Source organism: Paenibacillus pabuli (genome assembly GCF_039831995.1).
In the GTDB taxonomy this organism is placed as follows: domain Bacteria; phylum Bacillota; class Bacilli; order Paenibacillales; family Paenibacillaceae; genus Paenibacillus; species Paenibacillus pabuli_C.
This window is the reverse complement of record NZ_JBDOIO010000001.1, coordinates 39,209-56,917: the sequence shown is the minus strand read 5'-3', so window position 1 is coordinate 56,917 and position 17,709 is coordinate 39,209. Positions and strand designations below refer to the sequence as shown.

Annotated in this window: 26 protein-coding genes; all 26 read right to left on the bottom strand. The window is 37.1% G+C overall.

The features are described 5' to 3' along the window. Positions 1-66: 66 nt before the first annotated feature. Positions 67-630 carry a hypothetical protein gene (locus ABGV42_RS00310; RefSeq protein ID WP_347379825.1) on the bottom strand — a complete coding sequence of 188 codons (564 nt, stop codon included), beginning with the start codon at positions 628-630 and terminating at the stop codon, positions 67-69. Between the two features lie 94 nt (positions 631-724). Then, positions 725-1,450, bottom strand: a complete 726-nt coding sequence (locus ABGV42_RS00305) for a toprim domain-containing protein (RefSeq protein WP_347379824.1) — start codon at positions 1,448-1,450, stop codon at positions 725-727. A 19-nt stretch (positions 1,451-1,469) separates the two neighbouring features. Next, positions 1,470-2,138, bottom strand: a complete 669-nt coding sequence (locus ABGV42_RS00300) for a hypothetical protein (RefSeq protein ID WP_347379823.1) — start codon at positions 2,136-2,138, stop codon at positions 1,470-1,472. Positions 2,139-2,154: 16 nt separating this feature from the next. Next, a complete protein-coding gene (locus ABGV42_RS00295) occupies positions 2,155-3,393 on the bottom strand; it encodes an AAA family ATPase (RefSeq protein WP_347379822.1) in 1,239 nt (412 codons plus the stop codon). Between the two features lie 42 nt (positions 3,394-3,435). Then, complete coding sequence (locus ABGV42_RS00290) at positions 3,436-3,906, bottom strand: hypothetical protein (RefSeq protein WP_347379821.1); 471 nt, start codon at positions 3,904-3,906, stop codon at positions 3,436-3,438. 24 nt (positions 3,907-3,930) lie between these two features. Then, positions 3,931-4,527, bottom strand: a complete 597-nt coding sequence (locus tag ABGV42_RS00285; protein ID WP_347379820.1) for a hypothetical protein — start codon at positions 4,525-4,527, stop codon at positions 3,931-3,933. Positions 4,528-4,548: 21 nt separating this feature from the next. Continuing rightward, positions 4,549-4,908: a hypothetical protein gene (locus tag ABGV42_RS00280; RefSeq protein WP_347379819.1), complete on the bottom strand. Its 360-nt coding sequence runs from the start codon at positions 4,906-4,908 to the stop codon at positions 4,549-4,551. 14 nt (positions 4,909-4,922) lie between these two features. After that, positions 4,923-5,279, bottom strand: a complete 357-nt coding sequence (locus ABGV42_RS00275; RefSeq protein WP_347379818.1) for a hypothetical protein — start codon at positions 5,277-5,279, stop codon at positions 4,923-4,925. 19 nt (positions 5,280-5,298) lie between these two features. Beyond that, the gene (locus tag ABGV42_RS00270) at positions 5,299-6,270 is read right to left on the bottom strand and encodes a hypothetical protein (protein WP_347379817.1); all 972 of its coding nucleotides are present in this window, start codon (positions 6,268-6,270) and stop codon (positions 5,299-5,301) included. Between the two features lie 100 nt (positions 6,271-6,370). Continuing rightward, a complete protein-coding gene (locus ABGV42_RS00265) occupies positions 6,371-7,228 on the bottom strand; it encodes a copper amine oxidase N-terminal domain-containing protein (protein ID WP_347379816.1) in 858 nt (285 codons plus the stop codon). Positions 7,229-7,388: 160 nt separating this feature from the next. Further along, positions 7,389-7,610 (bottom strand): hypothetical protein, encoded by a 222-nt coding sequence (locus ABGV42_RS00260; RefSeq protein ID WP_347379815.1) that lies wholly within the window; start codon positions 7,608-7,610, stop codon positions 7,389-7,391. A 50-nt stretch (positions 7,611-7,660) separates the two neighbouring features. Continuing rightward, positions 7,661-8,050, bottom strand: a complete 390-nt coding sequence (locus ABGV42_RS00255) for a hypothetical protein (RefSeq protein ID WP_347379814.1) — start codon at positions 8,048-8,050, stop codon at positions 7,661-7,663. A 181-nt stretch (positions 8,051-8,231) separates the two neighbouring features. After that, positions 8,232-8,636, bottom strand: coding sequence for a biofilm formation regulator BssR (locus ABGV42_RS00250; RefSeq protein WP_347379813.1), 405 nt, complete (start codon positions 8,634-8,636; stop codon positions 8,232-8,234). Positions 8,637-8,767: 131 nt separating this feature from the next. Then, positions 8,768-11,971 (bottom strand): DNA polymerase, encoded by a 3,204-nt coding sequence (locus ABGV42_RS00245; protein WP_347379812.1) that lies wholly within the window; start codon positions 11,969-11,971, stop codon positions 8,768-8,770. A 124-nt stretch (positions 11,972-12,095) separates the two neighbouring features. Then, complete coding sequence (locus ABGV42_RS00240; protein ID WP_347379811.1) at positions 12,096-12,407, bottom strand: hypothetical protein; 312 nt, start codon at positions 12,405-12,407, stop codon at positions 12,096-12,098. Between the two features lie 4 nt (positions 12,408-12,411). Beyond that, positions 12,412-13,017 carry a hypothetical protein gene (locus ABGV42_RS00235; RefSeq protein WP_347379810.1) on the bottom strand — a complete coding sequence of 202 codons (606 nt, stop codon included), beginning with the start codon at positions 13,015-13,017 and terminating at the stop codon, positions 12,412-12,414. Between the two features lie 111 nt (positions 13,018-13,128). Next, positions 13,129-13,398, bottom strand: coding sequence for a hypothetical protein (locus tag ABGV42_RS00230; protein ID WP_347379809.1), 270 nt, complete (start codon positions 13,396-13,398; stop codon positions 13,129-13,131). A 104-nt stretch (positions 13,399-13,502) separates the two neighbouring features. Next, positions 13,503-13,802: a hypothetical protein gene (locus ABGV42_RS00225; RefSeq protein ID WP_347379808.1), complete on the bottom strand. Its 300-nt coding sequence runs from the start codon at positions 13,800-13,802 to the stop codon at positions 13,503-13,505. A 15-nt stretch (positions 13,803-13,817) separates the two neighbouring features. Next, the gene (locus ABGV42_RS00220; protein ID WP_347379807.1) at positions 13,818-14,084 is read right to left on the bottom strand and encodes a hypothetical protein; all 267 of its coding nucleotides are present in this window, start codon (positions 14,082-14,084) and stop codon (positions 13,818-13,820) included. A gap of 435 nt (positions 14,085-14,519) precedes the next feature. Further along, on the bottom strand, positions 14,520-15,128 hold the full coding sequence (locus tag ABGV42_RS00215) for a thymidine kinase (RefSeq protein ID WP_347379806.1): 609 nt from the start codon (positions 15,126-15,128) through the stop codon (positions 14,520-14,522). Positions 15,129-15,192: 64 nt separating this feature from the next. Next, positions 15,193-15,510, bottom strand: a complete 318-nt coding sequence (locus ABGV42_RS00210; RefSeq protein ID WP_347379805.1) for a hypothetical protein — start codon at positions 15,508-15,510, stop codon at positions 15,193-15,195. A gap of 23 nt (positions 15,511-15,533) precedes the next feature. Beyond that, a complete protein-coding gene (locus ABGV42_RS00205) occupies positions 15,534-15,965 on the bottom strand; it encodes a GNAT family N-acetyltransferase (RefSeq protein ID WP_347379804.1) in 432 nt (143 codons plus the stop codon). A gap of 38 nt (positions 15,966-16,003) precedes the next feature. Continuing rightward, positions 16,004-16,510, bottom strand: coding sequence for a signal peptidase I (gene lepB, locus ABGV42_RS00200; protein WP_347380170.1), 507 nt, complete (start codon positions 16,508-16,510; stop codon positions 16,004-16,006). Next, on the bottom strand, positions 16,500-16,802 hold the full coding sequence (locus ABGV42_RS00195; RefSeq protein ID WP_347379803.1) for a hypothetical protein: 303 nt from the start codon (positions 16,800-16,802) through the stop codon (positions 16,500-16,502). The genes lepB and ABGV42_RS00195 overlap by 11 nt, the downstream gene beginning before the upstream one ends. 26 nt (positions 16,803-16,828) lie before the next feature. Then, positions 16,829-17,257, bottom strand: a complete 429-nt coding sequence (locus ABGV42_RS31830; RefSeq protein WP_431523590.1) for an RDD family protein — start codon at positions 17,255-17,257, stop codon at positions 16,829-16,831. Then, positions 17,217-17,675 carry a hypothetical protein gene (locus tag ABGV42_RS00190; RefSeq protein WP_347379802.1) on the bottom strand — a complete coding sequence of 153 codons (459 nt, stop codon included), beginning with the start codon at positions 17,673-17,675 and terminating at the stop codon, positions 17,217-17,219. The genes ABGV42_RS31830 and ABGV42_RS00190 overlap by 41 nt, the downstream gene beginning before the upstream one ends. Between the last annotated feature and the right edge of the window lie 34 nt (positions 17,676-17,709).

Below are 17,709 nucleotides of genomic sequence, written 5' to 3'. Positions count from 1 at the left end.
TATCCTCTATACTAGCGATGAAAGAGATAACTAGATGATTAGTATTTTATCATTATCGTGTATTATTTATTCTTCGCCAGTGTAGCTAATATTCTCAATTATCAGTGTTTCAGGATTCCGGAAACAAATGTAGAGCGGTTCTTTAAAAGTAGGTATCTTATATTTGAAAACATTACCAACAAGACTGTGATAACAAGTTTTCATGTGATAGCGGAAATTGTCCTCAAAAGATTCGAGATATTCCCCATGATGCTGATAAAACTTATAAGATGCATCTAAATAATTGTAAATGTCATCGTCTAAGTTTACTACATTAAGTCTGCCATCCATCATATAGTCAATAACTTCATTTATATTAAAGTAGAGTTTAAAGTTGATACCCAACATCTGCTCTAATTTTAATATCGTATCTCGTACAACAACTTTAGAGGTAAAATCAGTAATGAAAGAATTCTCTAAATTTATTGTATATAAATACTGCCCGTAATCTGAAGCGACTTTAAAGTCCTCAGTCATATAAATACCGTATCCTTCATCCAGTCGTGCCGGATCTGAGTAAGCTGAAAGGCCAGGATCAATAACAAATTCGTTAAAATAAATACGACTACCATGATAAACTAAATTTCCCATACTAACATCCTTTCTCCATTCCTATTCATTCAGCAAGTTGGACGACAATATTATTAAATAATAAGAAAAAAGACACCATATGGCGTCTTTTAATTTAAAATATGATCTTAGTACCTGACATATATGCACCATCTTCAATTTCCTTTATCAGTGCAACGAATTGAGGGACCAATTCAGGTCTCTCTTTAAGTCGTTGGTCAATATCCTTAACCTCACCGTCGAGTAAAATCCAGTACTTTTCACCGTCTACCATGCGATCCCAAATCTTCATAGCGTCCATTCCCGTACTGTCACGGTCAGGGATAAAGATTTTACGTTTGACACGTTTGAGTAACATGCGGTTATAGTCTGTGATTTTGTTACCCATCAAACCGCAACCACCTTTAAGATCGCAATAGTCGATACGGTACTTATCGGTGATACCCTCAACAAGAATAGCGGTCCCGCCTTCGTAAATATCTGGAGTTAATCCAAAGATTACCTGACTCTTAATAACACCTTGGAAGAATAAATTCGTATATTCACCGTCTTCGGGATTCCATGCACACCATCCAACGATGACATTATGCATCTTGAGCGGGTAAATCCAACAGTTTATTACTGCACCACCGAAACGAACAGTAGACATCGTTAAATTATCATATCCGCCGATATACTCATATTCGTCCTCGCTACAGTAAAATATTCCTTGTTTCATCAAGAACTCTTCAGAGAATAGTCGACGTTCAGATAAGTCACTAAAATCGGTTAATGATTGTCCTCTTGCTATTATCTGGTTGGCAATCTGCTGGATGTATGCAATATAAGAGAAATCGATCATTTCAATACCTCCAAACGTCTCAATAGTTTGCCCCTAGGAAAGGCTTATCACTTAATATTACACTGAAAGGTTGTGATTTATCCGGTGTCTCTAGATCAGGAGTTACATATACTGAGCCTGCCAAAATTCCGGAGAGTTCTTTTTTACCTGTCAAGACAGATACCAAGTGTGAATGCGCATTATCTTTGAATTCCGGTTCAATCAAATTTAAGATATCATCCACAAGCTGCAAGTTATTTTGATTCTGGTCGGCAAAAGTCAAAAAGATAAAGCCACTTCCCTGGCCAACAAAGATATTTTTCATATCGATGTTAAATGACGAAGATTCAAGTAATTGAATATCAGGTACTAATGATGTTATCGGGGCACTAACAAGTTCATCGCTAGCTACAAATTCGCCGACCGATACAGTTTCGGCAATTACCTGCTTGATTTCATCAAAATTTCTGCCTGCTAACGTAAATTTGTTAACCTCTTCCTCAATGATGATTTCATTTGGAGCAGGCTGTACCTCTTCGTCATTGCCAACCATTTTACCTATACTAAAAACTATTATAGTAGCAGCCAATGCAATTAGAGGGAATTTAAGGAATTTCTTCGCCTTCTCATAAGAACTCCATATAATCACGAGATACCAGATAAAAAGTGCTCCGGTTAAACAAGCAAAGATTATGGAAGCAATGTTCAACTAAATACCTCCCGGTCTATAATAATCCGATACGTTTTTCTTCTTTGTACCATACCTGAGTTTCACCTTTTTTATTTGAGGCTTTCATTTCACGGATAATATTCTCATATGCATTATCATTGTCTTTAAAGTAAGATGCGAACGCGATTGAGGTATAAACTTCATTCAGCTGTGCAAAAGAGAACCCGGAAGTAAGTTTAACAACATCCTCAATTTGACGTTCATTCAAGAACTTATCAAGTTTACTAAGTTCAAAGAATTGGGCACGCTTTGCATCATCAGGAACCCCGAAATAGTATGTCCGATCAAAGCGACCAGCCCTGTTAACAAGTGCAGAGTCCACACGCTCAGGGTAATTTGTAGTTCCGATAATGAAAATTCCTTCGCGTCTTCCGACCCCATCCAAAGTGTTCAAAAATACTGATCGGCAGTGATCTGGCAATGCATCGAGATCTTCGATTACCAACAGTGCAGGAGAAATTTTATCGATAAAGTCAAATAAAATCTGAATATTATCACTCCGTGTATTGCCACTAACCATCCAGTAAATTACTGGTGCGTTTACCTCAGAAGCAACTGCCTGTATAAGAGAAGATTTACCGTTTCCAGGTGGTCCGTATAAAAGAATTCCTCGTCGATAAGGAATATTATTTTCATTAAAGAAATCTTTGCCGTCATCAAAGAAATGATCTATACTTCGTTTGATAGAATTAACCCAGACATCATCCAATACCATTTCGGAAATATCACGAGTATTACGATCCTCATAAGTGATATTGATATCATAATTTACATCAGTAGCAATAGCAATTTTATTCCGCAACATATTAGAATGTTTGTCTTTCAGGTGATCGTAAAATCTGCGCAACTCGGCTTCCGATTCAGCGAAAATAATATTCATATTACTCGGATGTTCCTGTAGATATAGTACAAGACATACATAAATATTAAATCCCTCATACTTGTACAACCGGTTGTATTTACGTACCTTAACGGAATTATCAATATCAGTATCGAAAGATACATCAAATCGAGAATAATAAGTATAGATGTTCGTAATGAAGTCCAAAGATTCATCATCAGCTTCAATATCACTGGTGATAAACTCGGTAAGTATGCGGTCCATATTGTTAATAGTGTAACTCGATGTATTTTCCCGAGAGTTAATAAAATCTACAATTTTAGAGTTTATATAAGTTTCGGTATTAGTTACGCGAAGGAGGTCATCCCCAGTGTTGTCAATAATAGCACTCAAAATAATTCCCCCTCTTTAGTTATACAACGTACTGATATTGCGTCAGTGTAGACTTCTAAGCTGATTGTAAATTTTAGCGTGATGTAAAGCATGAAATCCATCTACAGGTCCCGAGTTAAGATCCCAGTCAACACAGTTCATATTGGGAGGTAATTCATGGTCGCGGAACTCACCGAATAATGTATAGCGCTCAGTCTTCTTATAGTTAACGGTCGCTTCGAAGTGAGGGTAGTTAAGCGAATTCGTTTCCACGCGCACGATGCTATCACACAAACTCTGTGCTTTCAGCAATTTCGCTTTAAATTTACGCTCCTTTTTACCAATAACGACATGAATTTTACCCTTAAGTTGATTGCAAAATTTAACAATGTCGTCAAGTTCACCTCGAATAAAATTTCCGAGAACTATGACATTATCATCAGGATTGATGAGATTGTTCCACAGACGTAAGGTAACTTCATCCCGTTCAGTAGACGTATTAAATAGAGTGTTAGATGTATACCAAATATGCATGATGTACCTCCTGTAGTATGATTGTTACCAAACTCTTTGTTTGATCGAATCGTTGACTTTCTCGAGCAGCAGAATTTCCTCTTCGGAAAAGATAGTATTATATTCGTTGGTTTTATTGTTATCGTTAGCAAAAGTTAAAGTACACGAACCGTTAGACTGTGCCTTAAGTGTCACACTATTAGCCAGTGTAAAGAAAAGGACAGACGCTGTTTGACTTAGTCTATTTAATTTCACTTCGTCATTCATATCTAAATTAGACGTTAATATTCTATTGTACTTATATGCAACTTCGTTTAACTTATCAATTTCATGTGTAGCTAAATTCACTTCACCGTATTCATTCTCAAAGAATGCGATCTCAGATTTCAGTAGCACTGCAATCTCAGTGAAAGTAAATCCTGATTTTACAAGAGGAGCATACTTGTGACCAATGTATCTACCGGAAGGTTCTATTTTAACGATACCGTTCTGCAGGGCTAATGTTGAAAAGAAGGATACTTCTTTTAATATGTCCTTATACTGAACTATTTTACGTAGTTCTTCAGTCCAGTTAAGTATTGAATTTTTACGTAGACCATATAAGTATGCGTCTTTAGCCTGTTTTTCAACATTCACAGCCATTTTGTACACTCCCTTTAATTATTATTGATATTTTACAAAATTGAAGTTGTAAATTTGATCCTGAATATTTGACATGTATTCTGTCTTGAAATAGCCTTCAGTTATCAAAAATCCGACCAACTCAGCAGCTGTTTCGAAGTCATACATCCAGCCTACAAAATACGCAATTCCAGTATTGTGGCCTTTTTCTTGAATAATAGAAAGGTAGAATCTTTGGTCGTAATATACATTAATAGAATCGCCAATGTACTCATACAGACATAATTCATTTGATACTTGATCAAGCTGTCCAAGTAATCGGTTAAATACACTTATCGGATTATGTTCACCGATTTCACCGTTTGTCTTACCATTATGAACTGCGATAGGTTTTATTGTCATTATTAATCCTCCATTTACCTAGCAAAATTGAAAGTGTTAAAACTTTCTCTGATTTCAGCGTATTCATCGTCTTCGTAGTGACCAGTTTTATCCAAGTACTCCATAATGCCATCAACCGATTCAAATTCGTACATTTTACCGATGAAGTATGATTGATTCTCGTTATAACCTTCCTCAGCAATATCACAAAGATACAGTTTACCCTCGATAAGGAATACGAAAATTGAAGTGTCGTAGTATTCATAAAGTGTCAATGCAAATGATATATCATGAAACCGACTAAGGTAGTTACAAAATTCGCTTTCCACACTGAAGTCGTTAATATCCCCAAGAATTCGGCTATCATGAGTTGCTAAAAGTTTTCCCTCCATATAAAATACCTCCATTTATTTAGTGTCGATCCATTAAATGATCTACGAGATCCGCGAAGTCAGGAGTGTCAGAAATATCATCTAATTTTAACTGTAAAATATCTCCTAGACGTTCCTGCAACTCTTTCTCGTTGATGTCACCTCTATAATCCATTATCACATTAATATTACGTTCAACTAAAGATTTATCTATGAACAAAGAAGAATCTTCAATTTTGTCAATGAACACCGAGGTGATTGTACTGTAAAACTTGTCAAGTAGTTCTGGCTTACTGACAGATACACGGTTAAAACCGATACGTTCCAATTTTTCCTTATGAATATCTCGGAGTGAAAAGTAAATTTTATATCTGTCGTCGCTTGGTCCGTCAAATCCAATTTCAATGACCTCACTCGCAGATCGGTTAATAATAGTGATTTCAGGTGAGATATCGAAAAATCCCAGCTGATATTTAAGTGTGTCCCTGCGGAAGGACAATGTAAAATTAATATTCCGGTTGAATATAGAACAAGTCCGTAAATATTCTGAAATTTTGTCATAATTGACATACCTCATACCTTCAGCGATTTCAGGAATAAACTTGAATACTACAGAAACCCCCTCAGAACCTGCATCAGTACTAATTACTGTGCGCTCAACCTGATCCCGATTATAGTTTCCTTCAAATTTATAAGATTTAGTTCCTTTACTGATAGTAACCTCAGCAGCGTATGTTAAGTCTAAAACGTTCGTTAAGTACTCTGCTGGAACATAACCATTACCTTCCTTTTCAGCGAATCTACTATCGATAGCTGCGTTATCAGATATTTCGATAAAACCGTCGTCATGAAATTTAATTTCACAAGCAACATTCTGATTCTCGTCACTACGCTCAATTAAATTCTCAATGATTGATTTCAGAAAGGTTGGAACGGAAAAGTCATGCTCAGAGTAGTATTTGCTAAGATTTAGCACAGTGAATTTGACTTTGTTATCGTTTTGATTACTCAAAAGGATTCCTCCGATACATTTATCGGTCAAATTAATAAAGTGGAAGTTTTCACTCCCACTTTTAACTTCACCTATTTAATTTTTACGATTGTTTATAGACTTAGTACACGTCGCCAACTACTTCAGATTTATCTTCGATAATATCGATTTTATTCACTCGAACATCACCGTTTTTAGCGATACCTAGTTCAAGTTCACCCTTAACTCTTACTTTATAGAAGTTTTGACCACCATCGATAGATTTAACAGCTGTACCCGTTACAGTGTAAACGTTGTACCCGAAGTTGCTGAAATCATCTTTTAATTCCACATCGAGGCTCAGTAGCCCGTTAAATGATTCTTTTTCATAGAGTGCGTGATGCAACATTACCTGATCCAATGCATCAGTGTTATACAGAGTTTTGTGTGCCAATCCGAATTTAGTTGGAGATTGGTTCCAATACTCTTTAGACGCTTGGAATACAAAACGCTTCAGCTTGGTAGTATCATTAAGTTCGTTATTTTTCAGCGCTAATGCGTGAACAGTTGCAAAAGCTTTGTCGAAAGTATAAGAACTCATACCATCTTTAATCACAGCATTGGAATCATCATTCAATGTTACAGCCGGTGTAGTGGTATTCGATCCACCAGAACTAGTAGTATCCTCAGTTGGACGAGACGCACTGCCTGCTTCAGTCCACAAATCTACAGTCTGAGTTGCGCCGTCCCAGTCAACCTGAATATTAAGTGCTTCAGCTACACTTCGTAAAGGTAAATAAGTACTGTTGTTATAGATGATAGGATCGATGATCTCATTATTCTGGTCCTTAGGAACATAGATTCTACCGTCAATATTGATGTTAATTTCTTTATTGAGATATGCAGTAATTTTCTCAATAGAAGGTGCGGCCATCACCCCCGCTGTCATACATGTTAAACCGAAAGCAGTAATTAATGGAATCAAAACTTTCTTTTTCATTGTAGTCCTCCTGTCCTAGTACCGATTTAAAAGTTAAAGTCAAATTTACCCAAACTCGAACTTCCCCTGTTAATTATATAGACAAATAAAGGCCTGCTTTCGCAGGCCTGAATCAATAATTTACATTAACTTTTCGTTTTACTACAAATTTGATGTAAAATTATGAAACATATTTAGAGAAATGGGTACCAAAGTAGTCAATACTACATTCGTGAACAATTTTACCATTTACTTCAATCCAGAGACTAGCGTATAGTGAACTTTGAAGCTGGCTCACTAGACGCGGTACTTTAGCTAAAACTTCTTTATAAGTACCTTCGGCAAGTGTCTTAGGTGTACTTCCATAGATAGAGAAGCGAAGTTGGTATTTTGCTGGTTTCATAATATCTCGACCTTTCTAAGGACTAGCTATATAGCTATATTTCCAATTTTTCATAGACCCAATTCGATTGTTTCAACCAAATCATCGTCTGTTAAGAGGTAACGTCCACGTTCCTCAGTGATAGCATAAATTTCGGGGTTAAAGTTTTTGGCAATTCTAGTAATAGCGTGTATAGTCCTCATACTAAATGCAACTTTTCCGAGTTCAATCAATCCGGACTTACGTCGTACATAAAGGGTATGATCACCTTGACCTAAACCTAAATTATTTTTTAATGTTGCAAAAATCATAGGGTTTGTTGGTGATTGTTCAAACACTATCTCCAAGGCTGGAAATTTAAGTTTAGTTTCAAGGTTTGTTCCTTTAATATGGTTCCGACTATTGATCTGTTCATAAAGTTCTAAGTGACGCATGCTTGTTTCCGAGGCCAATGCTGCCATTTTTTATTACCTTCTTTCCCTTATTTTTCATCCATTATAATTCTTTATGACTCATTTTTGCTGTAAGGGGCAGCATTATTATCGAACAAAGTATTTTTAAGCTGACTTGCCACTACAATCCACGAATTATAAGGTTAAGCCATACACCTAAACCCATGTTTCTACAAATTTTTACATATTTTTAAATCTTCAAAGTAAATTGTCCACCATTTTGTCGCCATGAAATGCCAAATGTTTCGGCAATTTCCTCACGCATTTCCTCCAACAACTCATCATCCTCAGGAGTCAAGTCCAACTGCATGCAAGCATCATGTAGTTGTTGAGCAATTTCCAACATATTGTTACGGTTATTTTCATACTCAGATGCATCCATATGACCTCGAACATGGATCTGGAATTCAGTGTTAACCGTTACCTGAGATGATAATACATGCTGTACTAGTTTTCGTAAACGAGGATGAGTCTTCCGTGGAATGTAAATTTCCAATTCCATTGATGGCTTAAACGGATTGAACTGAGTAATCTGTACCGTCCGATCTGATGCAGTTGCAATACGAATCCACTCACTAGGGTTAAAATCTCCCATATTATTCCCTCACATTCAATTAATATATTTTTATTTTTCCTAACTTTCATAGTTATATATTTATAACGACATATTTAGGACGCACAAATTAGAAATGTGCGTGTAAATTATCACACGCACATTTGATCTAATTAATATTGTGCCCGTTCAGGCTTGTTGTTATTTGGAAGATGGAATGGCTTATGCACATTACCACGCATTTTCCGTAAATACATGATCTCGTGTTTTTCAATAATGTCAAGCAACTCTACCCGGTTCACATGATACAGTTTATAAGGGGTAGGGATAAGCTTACCACCAGTCATTATAAAGACGTTAGCACCAACCTCAACAGTACGCGGTTTCAAGTACTCTTTGATTTCAGCAATCAAATCAGCAGTTGGAGAATTGAGTTTCAAGAAGACACTTCCGCCGATAACAGCTACAGAGTAATCATCTGTGATTCTAGTAGATGCCTCATTAATGGAGATACTAGCAATACCGGTAACGCCAGGTTGTTCGCCAGTGTCGCCATCTTCAAGATCAACCAATCCATCAGCAAATCGACCTTCGTCAAATGCTTGACTAGCACGTGCGTCATCATCCTTCTCAGATCTGTAAACCATTTCCTCAGTCAACTCTACGTAAACTTCGGCATCATTAATGATTGCATCAAGTACATCTGTTACACCATAGAAGTACTTATCAACTACACCTTTGATTTGGTTATCAGCCATCATTTCATCACGGGTTCTCAAGCCGCGTTCACTTGACCAACCTTTGATTCTTCCGCTTTGGTAAGATTGGATGATACGTTGACATTCAGCTTTAGGATTCTCATAAGGCACAGTATGCATACCTTGTTTAACTTCCTCAATATACTTATCGGAAACCTGTACCGGAATCTCGAGACCATCATTTTTACCATCAGCCCAAGTTGTTGCAACGTTGATACCGATAAACAATGGCGGGAACTTGTCAATTTTAAGTTCCATTTCTTCCCGTGCAATACGAATGAATTGCCATGGGTTGATAGTTTTGTGAACCATACAAATCAACTCGTCATGTACAGAACCAACAACACGTGCATCCATTCCTTCACGTTTCAAGCGGTCATCAAGTCGGTTATGTGCGATTTTGATAACGTCAGCAGCTGTACCTTGAATAGGTGTATTTTTGCAACGACGTTCGTCAAATGAACGTTCACCACTATCAAGTGAGTTGATACTTTCAAGTGGGCGCAAACGGTTGAAGTAAGTACCAACAAAGTTATCCAAACGTGCCCGTTCAATGACATTGTTAAAGAATCGTGTAATATTAGGCAACCGTTGGAAGTAGGTTTCGTATAGTTCCTTTGCTTGACGCAGTGTTTCTGGAGTAGCTGCACCAAATACCCGAATAGCCAGAGATTGTACACCCATTCCGTAAACTGATCCGAAGTTAATCTCTTTACCCTTTTTACGCATCGCACTATCAACGAACTCTACAGGAACATTAAACATGATTGATGCGGTCAATGAGTGAACGTCAGCTTCAGGATCTTGCATCTGCTCAATCAAGTCGTACTCTTGAGCCATTCCGGCGAGAATCCGATACTCTACTTGAGAGTAATCGACAATGATGAAATAATAATCATCCTCAGGAACAAAGATTTCTCGGATACCACGAGATGTCTGCTGAATGTTAGGGTTACTGGAAGAGAATCGACCAGTATCCGTACCTGCTTGGTTATATTTAGGGAAGATGAAGCTGTTAATCTCATCCTCAATGATTTTATCGAAGAACTTAGAAATCAAGTTCAGCGCCTTACGGTGACCCAAGATCAATCCAGGTAGTTTCTTAGGATCTTTCTCATTATCGTTATCCTGCTTCATCAGGAATTTGAGGGTCGCTTCATCTACCGCAGGTTCGTGAGTTTTCTCAGAATATCGTAGAGGTTCATACCCTAATTTGTTGAACAAGACATCCGCCAACTGCTTATTTGACCTAATATCAAATTTACCGCCAGCTTGATTGTAAATTTCAGTTTCGATTTCATCGGCACGTGCTTTGGCTTTTTCTTTCTCGCTCCGTACCTTATCCATATTAACCCGGAATCCGTTGAACTCCATTTCAGCAACTTTACTCATCAGTCGAATTTCCTGACCGTAAATTAGAAGTTGCTGACTCTTAAGTTCTTCCAGGAGCATGAACATCAACATCCGAGTGTTATCAGCATCCGGGCAAGCGTATCTTCGTACAGATTCGAGAGGCAGTAAGTCAAATCGAATGATACCTTTTCCTCGTCCTGTACCAAAGAAATCATCGAGTTCGATCATTTCAATTCCGAGATATTTATCAGTTAAGTGTTTCAAACCTTTGTTACGTCCCAATTTAGGATTCAACATGAAACTGATAATCAGTGTGTCGTGTACGATGTTTACAGTATAGTTCCAGATCATCATTACTTTACCATCAAATGATCCGTTATGAGTTACATACTGCTTTAACTTACTCGTATCATTATGTTTACGACACATGTAGGGTCTCAACTCACGTTGTACCAAGTTAATCGTGAGGTTAGGGAACCGTTTGTGTTTAAGCGGTAAGTAAACTGAAGTATTATCGGCAGTTGAAAATACCAGTCCAACTACATCATGACTCTTAGCATGTAATCCGGAGAAACGGTTAATTTGCAAACCTTCGGTCTCCGTATCGAACCCGATGATCCCATTACAAGGATCAAGTTCCTCTTTGACCCAGGTTAAGAATTCTTCGTCTGAGGTAATTACCCGATAATCTTTATTATCTTGCCAGCTAAGATCACGTTTCCGCATGATAATTTCAAGCGGAGTAATTTTACGTACCAAGTGTTCATCGTCAGTTGTCGTGTTAATTGCTTTATAATTAATATCTTCCAATTTCTTGGGAGATTTAGACTTCGCATTAGTAGTTTCATACTTAATTTCAACTTCACCGTCATTAATTACAAGGTGTTCCTCAACCATACCACTTTGGCTATCCAAATAGGTATGCACGAAACCTTCACTTTGACGGTTATACCTGTCACAGAACATCGATTCCCAGACTTCAGTAACAGGTCGATCTTCCTTTTCAGCTTTCTGACTTCGATAAGTCGTCAAGTAGTCATTGAATGCTGTAAATAGTTGATAATCTCCGTAAAATTCTTCGGTATATCCGCCTTTCTTCATGGCGCCGATCATACCTTTGTACTGAATGTACACTGAGCAGACAAGTATATCTGACTCGTCATAGAGCATGTGATGCTCTCGCTGGGTGTTACCAATACGTTTGTACTGATAACGTCTGTCCTTTATCTGGAAGTAGCCTTCCTGAGTACCAACAACTATCTTCATGCGGATTTAGCCCTCCTAGGCGAATGGTTTAGTATAATATTTTTGGGCTAGTTTGTGAGATTTTTAGTCTAATTTGTTAGATTTTTGGTGAGATTTTTATTTTATCTTAGCTACCTACCCTATATTAAATTGTCAAATTCAAGATAGCATCGGGAATACGAGTATCCAAAGGCAGCCACACATACGTTTTAACTCGACGCAGAGGTATCATACGTGATTCAAGTTTTTGTAAATCAAATACACGCAAGTTACCGGTGTAGATGTCATGATCTGATTCCTTCGGAAGAGGACATCCGTACTCGGTGATTAACCGGCTATTAAGTGTACATAACATTTCACGTGTCGATTTATCAGACTTTTCGAAAAGTACCTGCAATACATTAGCCTGTAAACCACTTTTAAAAGCGTCATACTGTCTGTAAATTTCTTTTGACATTTGATTACCTCCAAGTAGTTCCCACCATAGATGACTGGAACTCAGTAATCATAGGACGAGGGACTTTAAGATATTCTGCATAGAGCGAGGTGATATAAATTGCACTTACGATTTCATCACTACGAAGAAGATCATTATTTAACAAATCGTAAAATGCATGAGGATCAGCAGAGAAAACAGCTGAATAGTATTCCGCATCTACTTGAGCTATCATTGCAAGTAGCTGAGGATTACGAGTAGCATAAGTCATCCTTTGGATCACACCGTCCAAGTATACCAAGCCGATAATAGAGAACTCAGCATCGTGGAAACCACTATAATACCCAATTTGGTCATCATGTACTTCTTGATAGTTAGTAACTTCCGCGTAAATATAATGTACTTCATTCCGCCAGACGTCGTAAACTCCCATCAGAGTTTTACCATTATGCTCCTGGCAAATTTGAAGTTTCTTACGTTGATCAATTGAACCTCGTGCCCGTGAATTATATGGAATAAAATCGGGATTCTTAGTTACAACGGCCCTGCGAGTAGCGCCGTTATTAACTGTTTCGATCATAAATAATCCCGTTTTCAGCTGCTCATTCCATTCGATGTACATTTCATTCATACTCAACAGCCTTTCTATATCTTATTTTCTACTAATTCTTAATTTAATAGATTCATTTTTGCTGTAATAGGAATAAATAAAAATGACCCCGAAGGGTCATCAGCATATACTTTATATTCGCCCTCTAAACCATTCTGAGAGAATGATAGGTCGAATTATAATACCATCTTCTTCGAAGCCACAGAAAAACTCAGCAAGTGGAACTGAGCCGAAGCTACCATTAGGACCAGCAGAAGGCTCAGAAACTACGATATTTTCTCCATCCGAGTATATAGAGTAGGTCAAGAATAATGGTGATTTTTCGCTTAAAAAAGCCATAACTTCATTGCTATTCATCAAATACATTTCATCGTCATTTACAACGTATACACCATAATACATCGGTTAATCCTCCAATATTATCGAAGTCCTAACCGATAGAGATAGTGTTAGAACTATAGTTGTTATATTAATCTGACTATGTAGGAGTCTTCGATAAGTTATTATTAAATGTCGATAGATGGCAAGCGGTAGAAGTTAAGGTAAGTTGTAACTTTATCACGCAGATAAGGTTGTAATTCTTGTGGTACATGATTAGGATGTACTGCACGGAATTGATTTCCACCCTCATGGCGTACTACTTGATATTCACAGAATTCGGTACCTTGACCATGGTTCTTATTCGTCCAGCAAGTTACAAAATAGTCGCTTCCGTTATAAAGCGGCTTAGTCGAACCGTTGTTACCAGTTTTTTCATCGTTTACGTAAGCATCAACAAAATCAGATACAGCAATAATAAGTGACATGATTAATTCCTCCAGTTAATTGTGTGTAATTGTTAAAACTGACTGTTCAATACTGACTATCCGTAGTTGAGTCTGATCACAGTAAAATTCTTGTATATCTTTCATTTCGATTGTTAGCATATTGGAACCGAAATAGGCATAGGCAACTCCATCTTCGAAACCATAATCCGTGAGTTGACCTGTACCTTCAAGACTACCTTCAGCGGTAGTTGAAATGACAGTACATGTTTTTCCAATAGACTCAGCAATCCATCCAAGAATTTTAAAGAATTGCATACCCATAAAAATGAACCTCCATATTTAGCGCTCAAATACAATGCGTAATTGGCGAGGGTTTACGTCAAGGTAAACATTACCCCAACCCTGGTTCATGTAGCTATTGCATATACGATCAGAAGATTGAGCGGATAACTCGTGAGTATAGGTAGTTATGTCGATAATTATAGGGTAGATTCCTAATGTCAGAGCTTCACTCAGCTTACTTTCAATATATTTATCGATCATAATTATTCTCCTTAAAACTCAATAGGAGAGGACAGTTTTCACTATCCTCTCCTACTTAATTACCATGCTTATCTGTAGATATTAATAACCAACATAGCAGCAATTAAAACTACGAGTACCCCGATAGTAATATAACGACCCTTCATTCTGCTCACCTCCAAGTAATATGTTTAGACTACATCCCAGTAAAATCCAGACTGTTCACCTGAGTCATTATATACAGATTTCCTCCTTTACCGGATAATTAGAATAATGCTTTCGGCAAACTGAAGCATAGTCTTTATTTCCACCGATCTGTATTACATCCCCATCATAAGTAGGAACTCCGTCAATAAGACGTACCACCATTGTTGCATGCCGATCACAGTTATCGACAGTACATGTATTACCTTCGATTTCCTTAATCTCGTCAGCATAAACTAACAGTGCAGCAGATCCTTCAAAAAGAGTATTCATAAAGGTATTCTTAAGACCGTAACATGAAATCGGAATATTCAACTCATCAACAACTTGGGCTAGTTGAATAACCTGATCTTTAGTTAAGAATTGACACTCATCAATAAATACCTTATACAACTTTTCAGGGTTACTTCTTATATCGTCCAAAACCAATTCATAAATGTTAGTATCTGTAGAAATGCACAGCGCAGTCTTACTGATTCCTGCACGTGATGCAATTACACCGATACCATAACGATTATCAAGTTGAGATGTTAAAGCCAGACATCGTTTATTTTGATTCTCGAAACTATGAATTCGTCTGATCGCTTCCATAGACTTACCAGAATCCATTGATGCAAAATAAAATGTTAAACTTTCCAAACTTCAACACTCCTAGAAGTTATTCTTCTATACTACTATTTAATGTTAAAGTTATAAAATTGTCCTAGTTTGCAGTAGGTACTGTTTCGATGTCTGTTGTAAAATTTAACTCGTTGAAATATGAAACAACCTCAGCGTGTGATGTGAATGCATATAGTCCATCCCTCATAAACATGTGATCATCATAGGCGTGTTCTGCCGTACGTTGATGTACATGATAAGGGTGCACGCTATTAGTATTAGTCCAAAATACAGTATATGTAGCCGTCTCTGTTTCGTGGGACTCACTAGCCACAGCCGCATCTCTAATTTCAGCTAGTTTGCGATTAAAAGGTGTACTGATATCCAACCGGTTATTGAAAGATTTCATAATTTCTTGCATGTAATACCACTCCTGTTGTAAATTTAAGTCGCTAATGAATATGGTTTTTCTATTGGATCTATTTCAGGGTTTTCAGTAAATCCGAGCTTACTGAAGAATTTAGCCGCTTCCACGGTATAAGGGAATGCAACGTAAAGTCTCGAACTGTACACTTCAAGTAAGTACCTCACAAGTTCTGAGGCATGACCTTTAAATCGATGTAGGATATTCGTGTAGATACTGTTGATGAGTATATGTTGTCCGGTGTCTATGTATCCGAGTAGTGCAAGGAATTCGTTATTATCACTGAATAACCCAATGAATTTTTTATCCTCACCGTTAAAATCCACACCTAGGAATAGACTCAGGATATCCCGATCTGCATGGTATTCTATACCACTAATATCGATCTTATCCAAAATTCTAAATTGTCTTTCAATCTCATGTAGATCATAATACTGAAGATTCCGTATCAATATAATACCTCCTCCATCACATACCCTAATTAATATGATCAATTAGGGTTAAGTGTATATTGAGTGATGACTCTTCCAATAATGTCTTCTTTTGGTATAAGACCAATAGAGACATTTCTGCTATCCACACTATTAAGTCGATTATCACCCATAACGAAATAGTACCCTGAGGTTATATGATACTCATTAAAATTTAATAGTGACTTTTGTTCATCAGTATAGTGTTCGATATAAGCTTCATTGACCACATTTCCGTTTCGATAAAGGACACCGTTCTCCATTTTTAAGGTATCTCCAGGCATACCTACTACACGCTTGACTATTTTTTCACCATTCTCTAGCTTTATGGCGATGATATTTGTATAACGTAAATCGTTTCTAACGTACTTTAATTTATTGACTAAGACATAGTCTCCGTCATATATCGTAGTTTCCATCGAAACTCCGTCAATACCGTAAATGGATACAGTGAAGAAAGGCAAACAGAAAAGTAGCAGCAATGCCGCTACTCCATAAATTTTAGTATATTTTCTTTTATTCGACATAATCACAAGAATTAAACTGAACCTTCAGTATATCATAGTCTCGCATACCTTCAATATAGTTATCAACTATGTTGCAAGCGTGCGGCTTAGATTCGGCTTCAGTTAAAAGTTTAACAACAAAAACCTCTACAGTCGTCTCGGGATTTTCAGAATAATATTCGAAATCAATTCCTGATCCATGAGTTGTTAAACCAATTAGTTCATTACCAAAATATTCTCGTAAGGAACTAAGAGTTTCAGTGATGTTATCGGTCGGAATAAATAATTCGTAAACAAGTTGGTATTTTGCCACGGTAAATCACTCCTTTAAATTTATCGTTAAGATACCACTTTACGTGTATTTATAACCTGAGTTTTAGCAAAAATATCATGCAGAGTTAGTCTCTTTCTACTGAAAATTAACCACGCGAAGTTAATAAATAGTATGTAAGCCAGTACAACTTTAAACAACTCGCGGGAAATAGATCTGAATATATTGAGCTTTTCTCCGTTTAAGTTTAGCACACGCAGTTTTAAGATCAACTTTCCAGGAGTTGCACCGAAAATAGAGTTGCATAGTGAAAAATACAGTAAAATTATAATTTCATTAAAGAATGGAGTATATGAATCATTTCCCAGAAGTTTCATGAATAAGACACATAAAGGAATAGCGATTGCAGAATCCAAAAGGTATGCAATAACTCTCAAGTAAACTCCTGCTCGTGTGTTACTTACTGTCTCCTGAGGTTTCGCGGTCAATGTTGACATTCTCCGTATCTTCCTTTGCTTCTGCAGATTCGAGTTGCTCATATCTTTGCTGTAATTCGTAATTAAGTTTTTGAGATTGATCAGGAGTGACAAAAGTAATTTCGGTCACTGTTCCCGCATCCTCAATTTTCTTTTTAATTGAAGCTTTGCCATTAAAATAGAAAAGATACATCAACAGGTAAATTGCCAGCGTGAATGAGATGTAGGTTAAATAGTTATCATGTACATTACTCATATAATTCTGTAGGGTAGGACTTAACTTTTCCCAACTCGCAACCCATCTACCCTTTTCTACTAGTCCTGCCAAAATATTTCCGACTAACTGGGTACCTGCCACAATAATTGTGATAACAGATGCCCCTACAAAGGTGCGATCCAAAACTTTCGATTGTTTTTCCAGTTCAATCCGAGTTTTCAACCTGAATCCTCCAGTACATTTTTATTTACTACTT

Excerpts from the sequence above, each read along its gene's own strand:
- ABGV42_RS00310 (WP_347379825.1), bottom strand. The coding sequence starts at position 630 with ATGGGAAATTTAGTTTATCATGGTAGTCGTATTTATTTTAACGAATTT.
- ABGV42_RS00305 (WP_347379824.1), bottom strand. The coding sequence starts at position 1,450 with ATGATCGATTTCTCTTATATTGCATACATCCAGCAGATTGCCAACCAG.
- ABGV42_RS00290 (WP_347379821.1), bottom strand. The coding sequence starts at position 3,906 with ATGCATATTTGGTATACATCTAACACTCTATTTAATACGTCTACTGAA.
- ABGV42_RS00285 (WP_347379820.1), bottom strand. The coding sequence starts at position 4,527 with ATGGCTGTGAATGTTGAAAAACAGGCTAAAGACGCATACTTATATGGT.
- ABGV42_RS00280 (WP_347379819.1), bottom strand. The coding sequence starts at position 4,908 with ATGACAATAAAACCTATCGCAGTTCATAATGGTAAGACAAACGGTGAA.
- ABGV42_RS00275 (WP_347379818.1), bottom strand. The coding sequence starts at position 5,279 with ATGGAGGGAAAACTTTTAGCAACTCATGATAGCCGAATTCTTGGGGAT.
- ABGV42_RS00265 (WP_347379816.1), bottom strand. The coding sequence starts at position 7,228 with ATGAAAAAGAAAGTTTTGATTCCATTAATTACTGCTTTCGGTTTAACA.
- ABGV42_RS00260 (WP_347379815.1), bottom strand. The coding sequence starts at position 7,610 with ATGAAACCAGCAAAATACCAACTTCGCTTCTCTATCTATGGAAGTACA.
- ABGV42_RS00255 (WP_347379814.1), bottom strand. The coding sequence starts at position 8,050 with ATGGCAGCATTGGCCTCGGAAACAAGCATGCGTCACTTAGAACTTTAT.
- ABGV42_RS00250 (WP_347379813.1), bottom strand. The coding sequence starts at position 8,636 with ATGGGAGATTTTAACCCTAGTGAGTGGATTCGTATTGCAACTGCATCA.
- ABGV42_RS00245 (WP_347379812.1), bottom strand. The coding sequence starts at position 11,971 with ATGAAGATAGTTGTTGGTACTCAGGAAGGCTACTTCCAGATAAAGGAC.
- ABGV42_RS00240 (WP_347379811.1), bottom strand. The coding sequence starts at position 12,407 with ATGTCAAAAGAAATTTACAGACAGTATGACGCTTTTAAAAGTGGTTTA.
- ABGV42_RS00235 (WP_347379810.1), bottom strand. The coding sequence starts at position 13,017 with ATGAATGAAATGTACATCGAATGGAATGAGCAGCTGAAAACGGGATTA.
- ABGV42_RS00230 (WP_347379809.1), bottom strand. The coding sequence starts at position 13,398 with ATGTATTATGGTGTATACGTTGTAAATGACGATGAAATGTATTTGATG.
- ABGV42_RS00225 (WP_347379808.1), bottom strand. The coding sequence starts at position 13,802 with ATGTCACTTATTATTGCTGTATCTGATTTTGTTGATGCTTACGTAAAC.
- ABGV42_RS00220 (WP_347379807.1), bottom strand. The coding sequence starts at position 14,084 with ATGGGTATGCAATTCTTTAAAATTCTTGGATGGATTGCTGAGTCTATT.
- ABGV42_RS00210 (WP_347379805.1), bottom strand. The coding sequence starts at position 15,510 with ATGCAAGAAATTATGAAATCTTTCAATAACCGGTTGGATATCAGTACA.
- lepB (WP_347380170.1), bottom strand. The coding sequence starts at position 16,510 with ATGTCGAATAAAAGAAAATATACTAAAATTTATGGAGTAGCGGCATTG.
- ABGV42_RS31830 (WP_431523590.1), bottom strand. The coding sequence starts at position 17,257 with ATGTCAACATTGACCGCGAAACCTCAGGAGACAGTAAGTAACACACGA.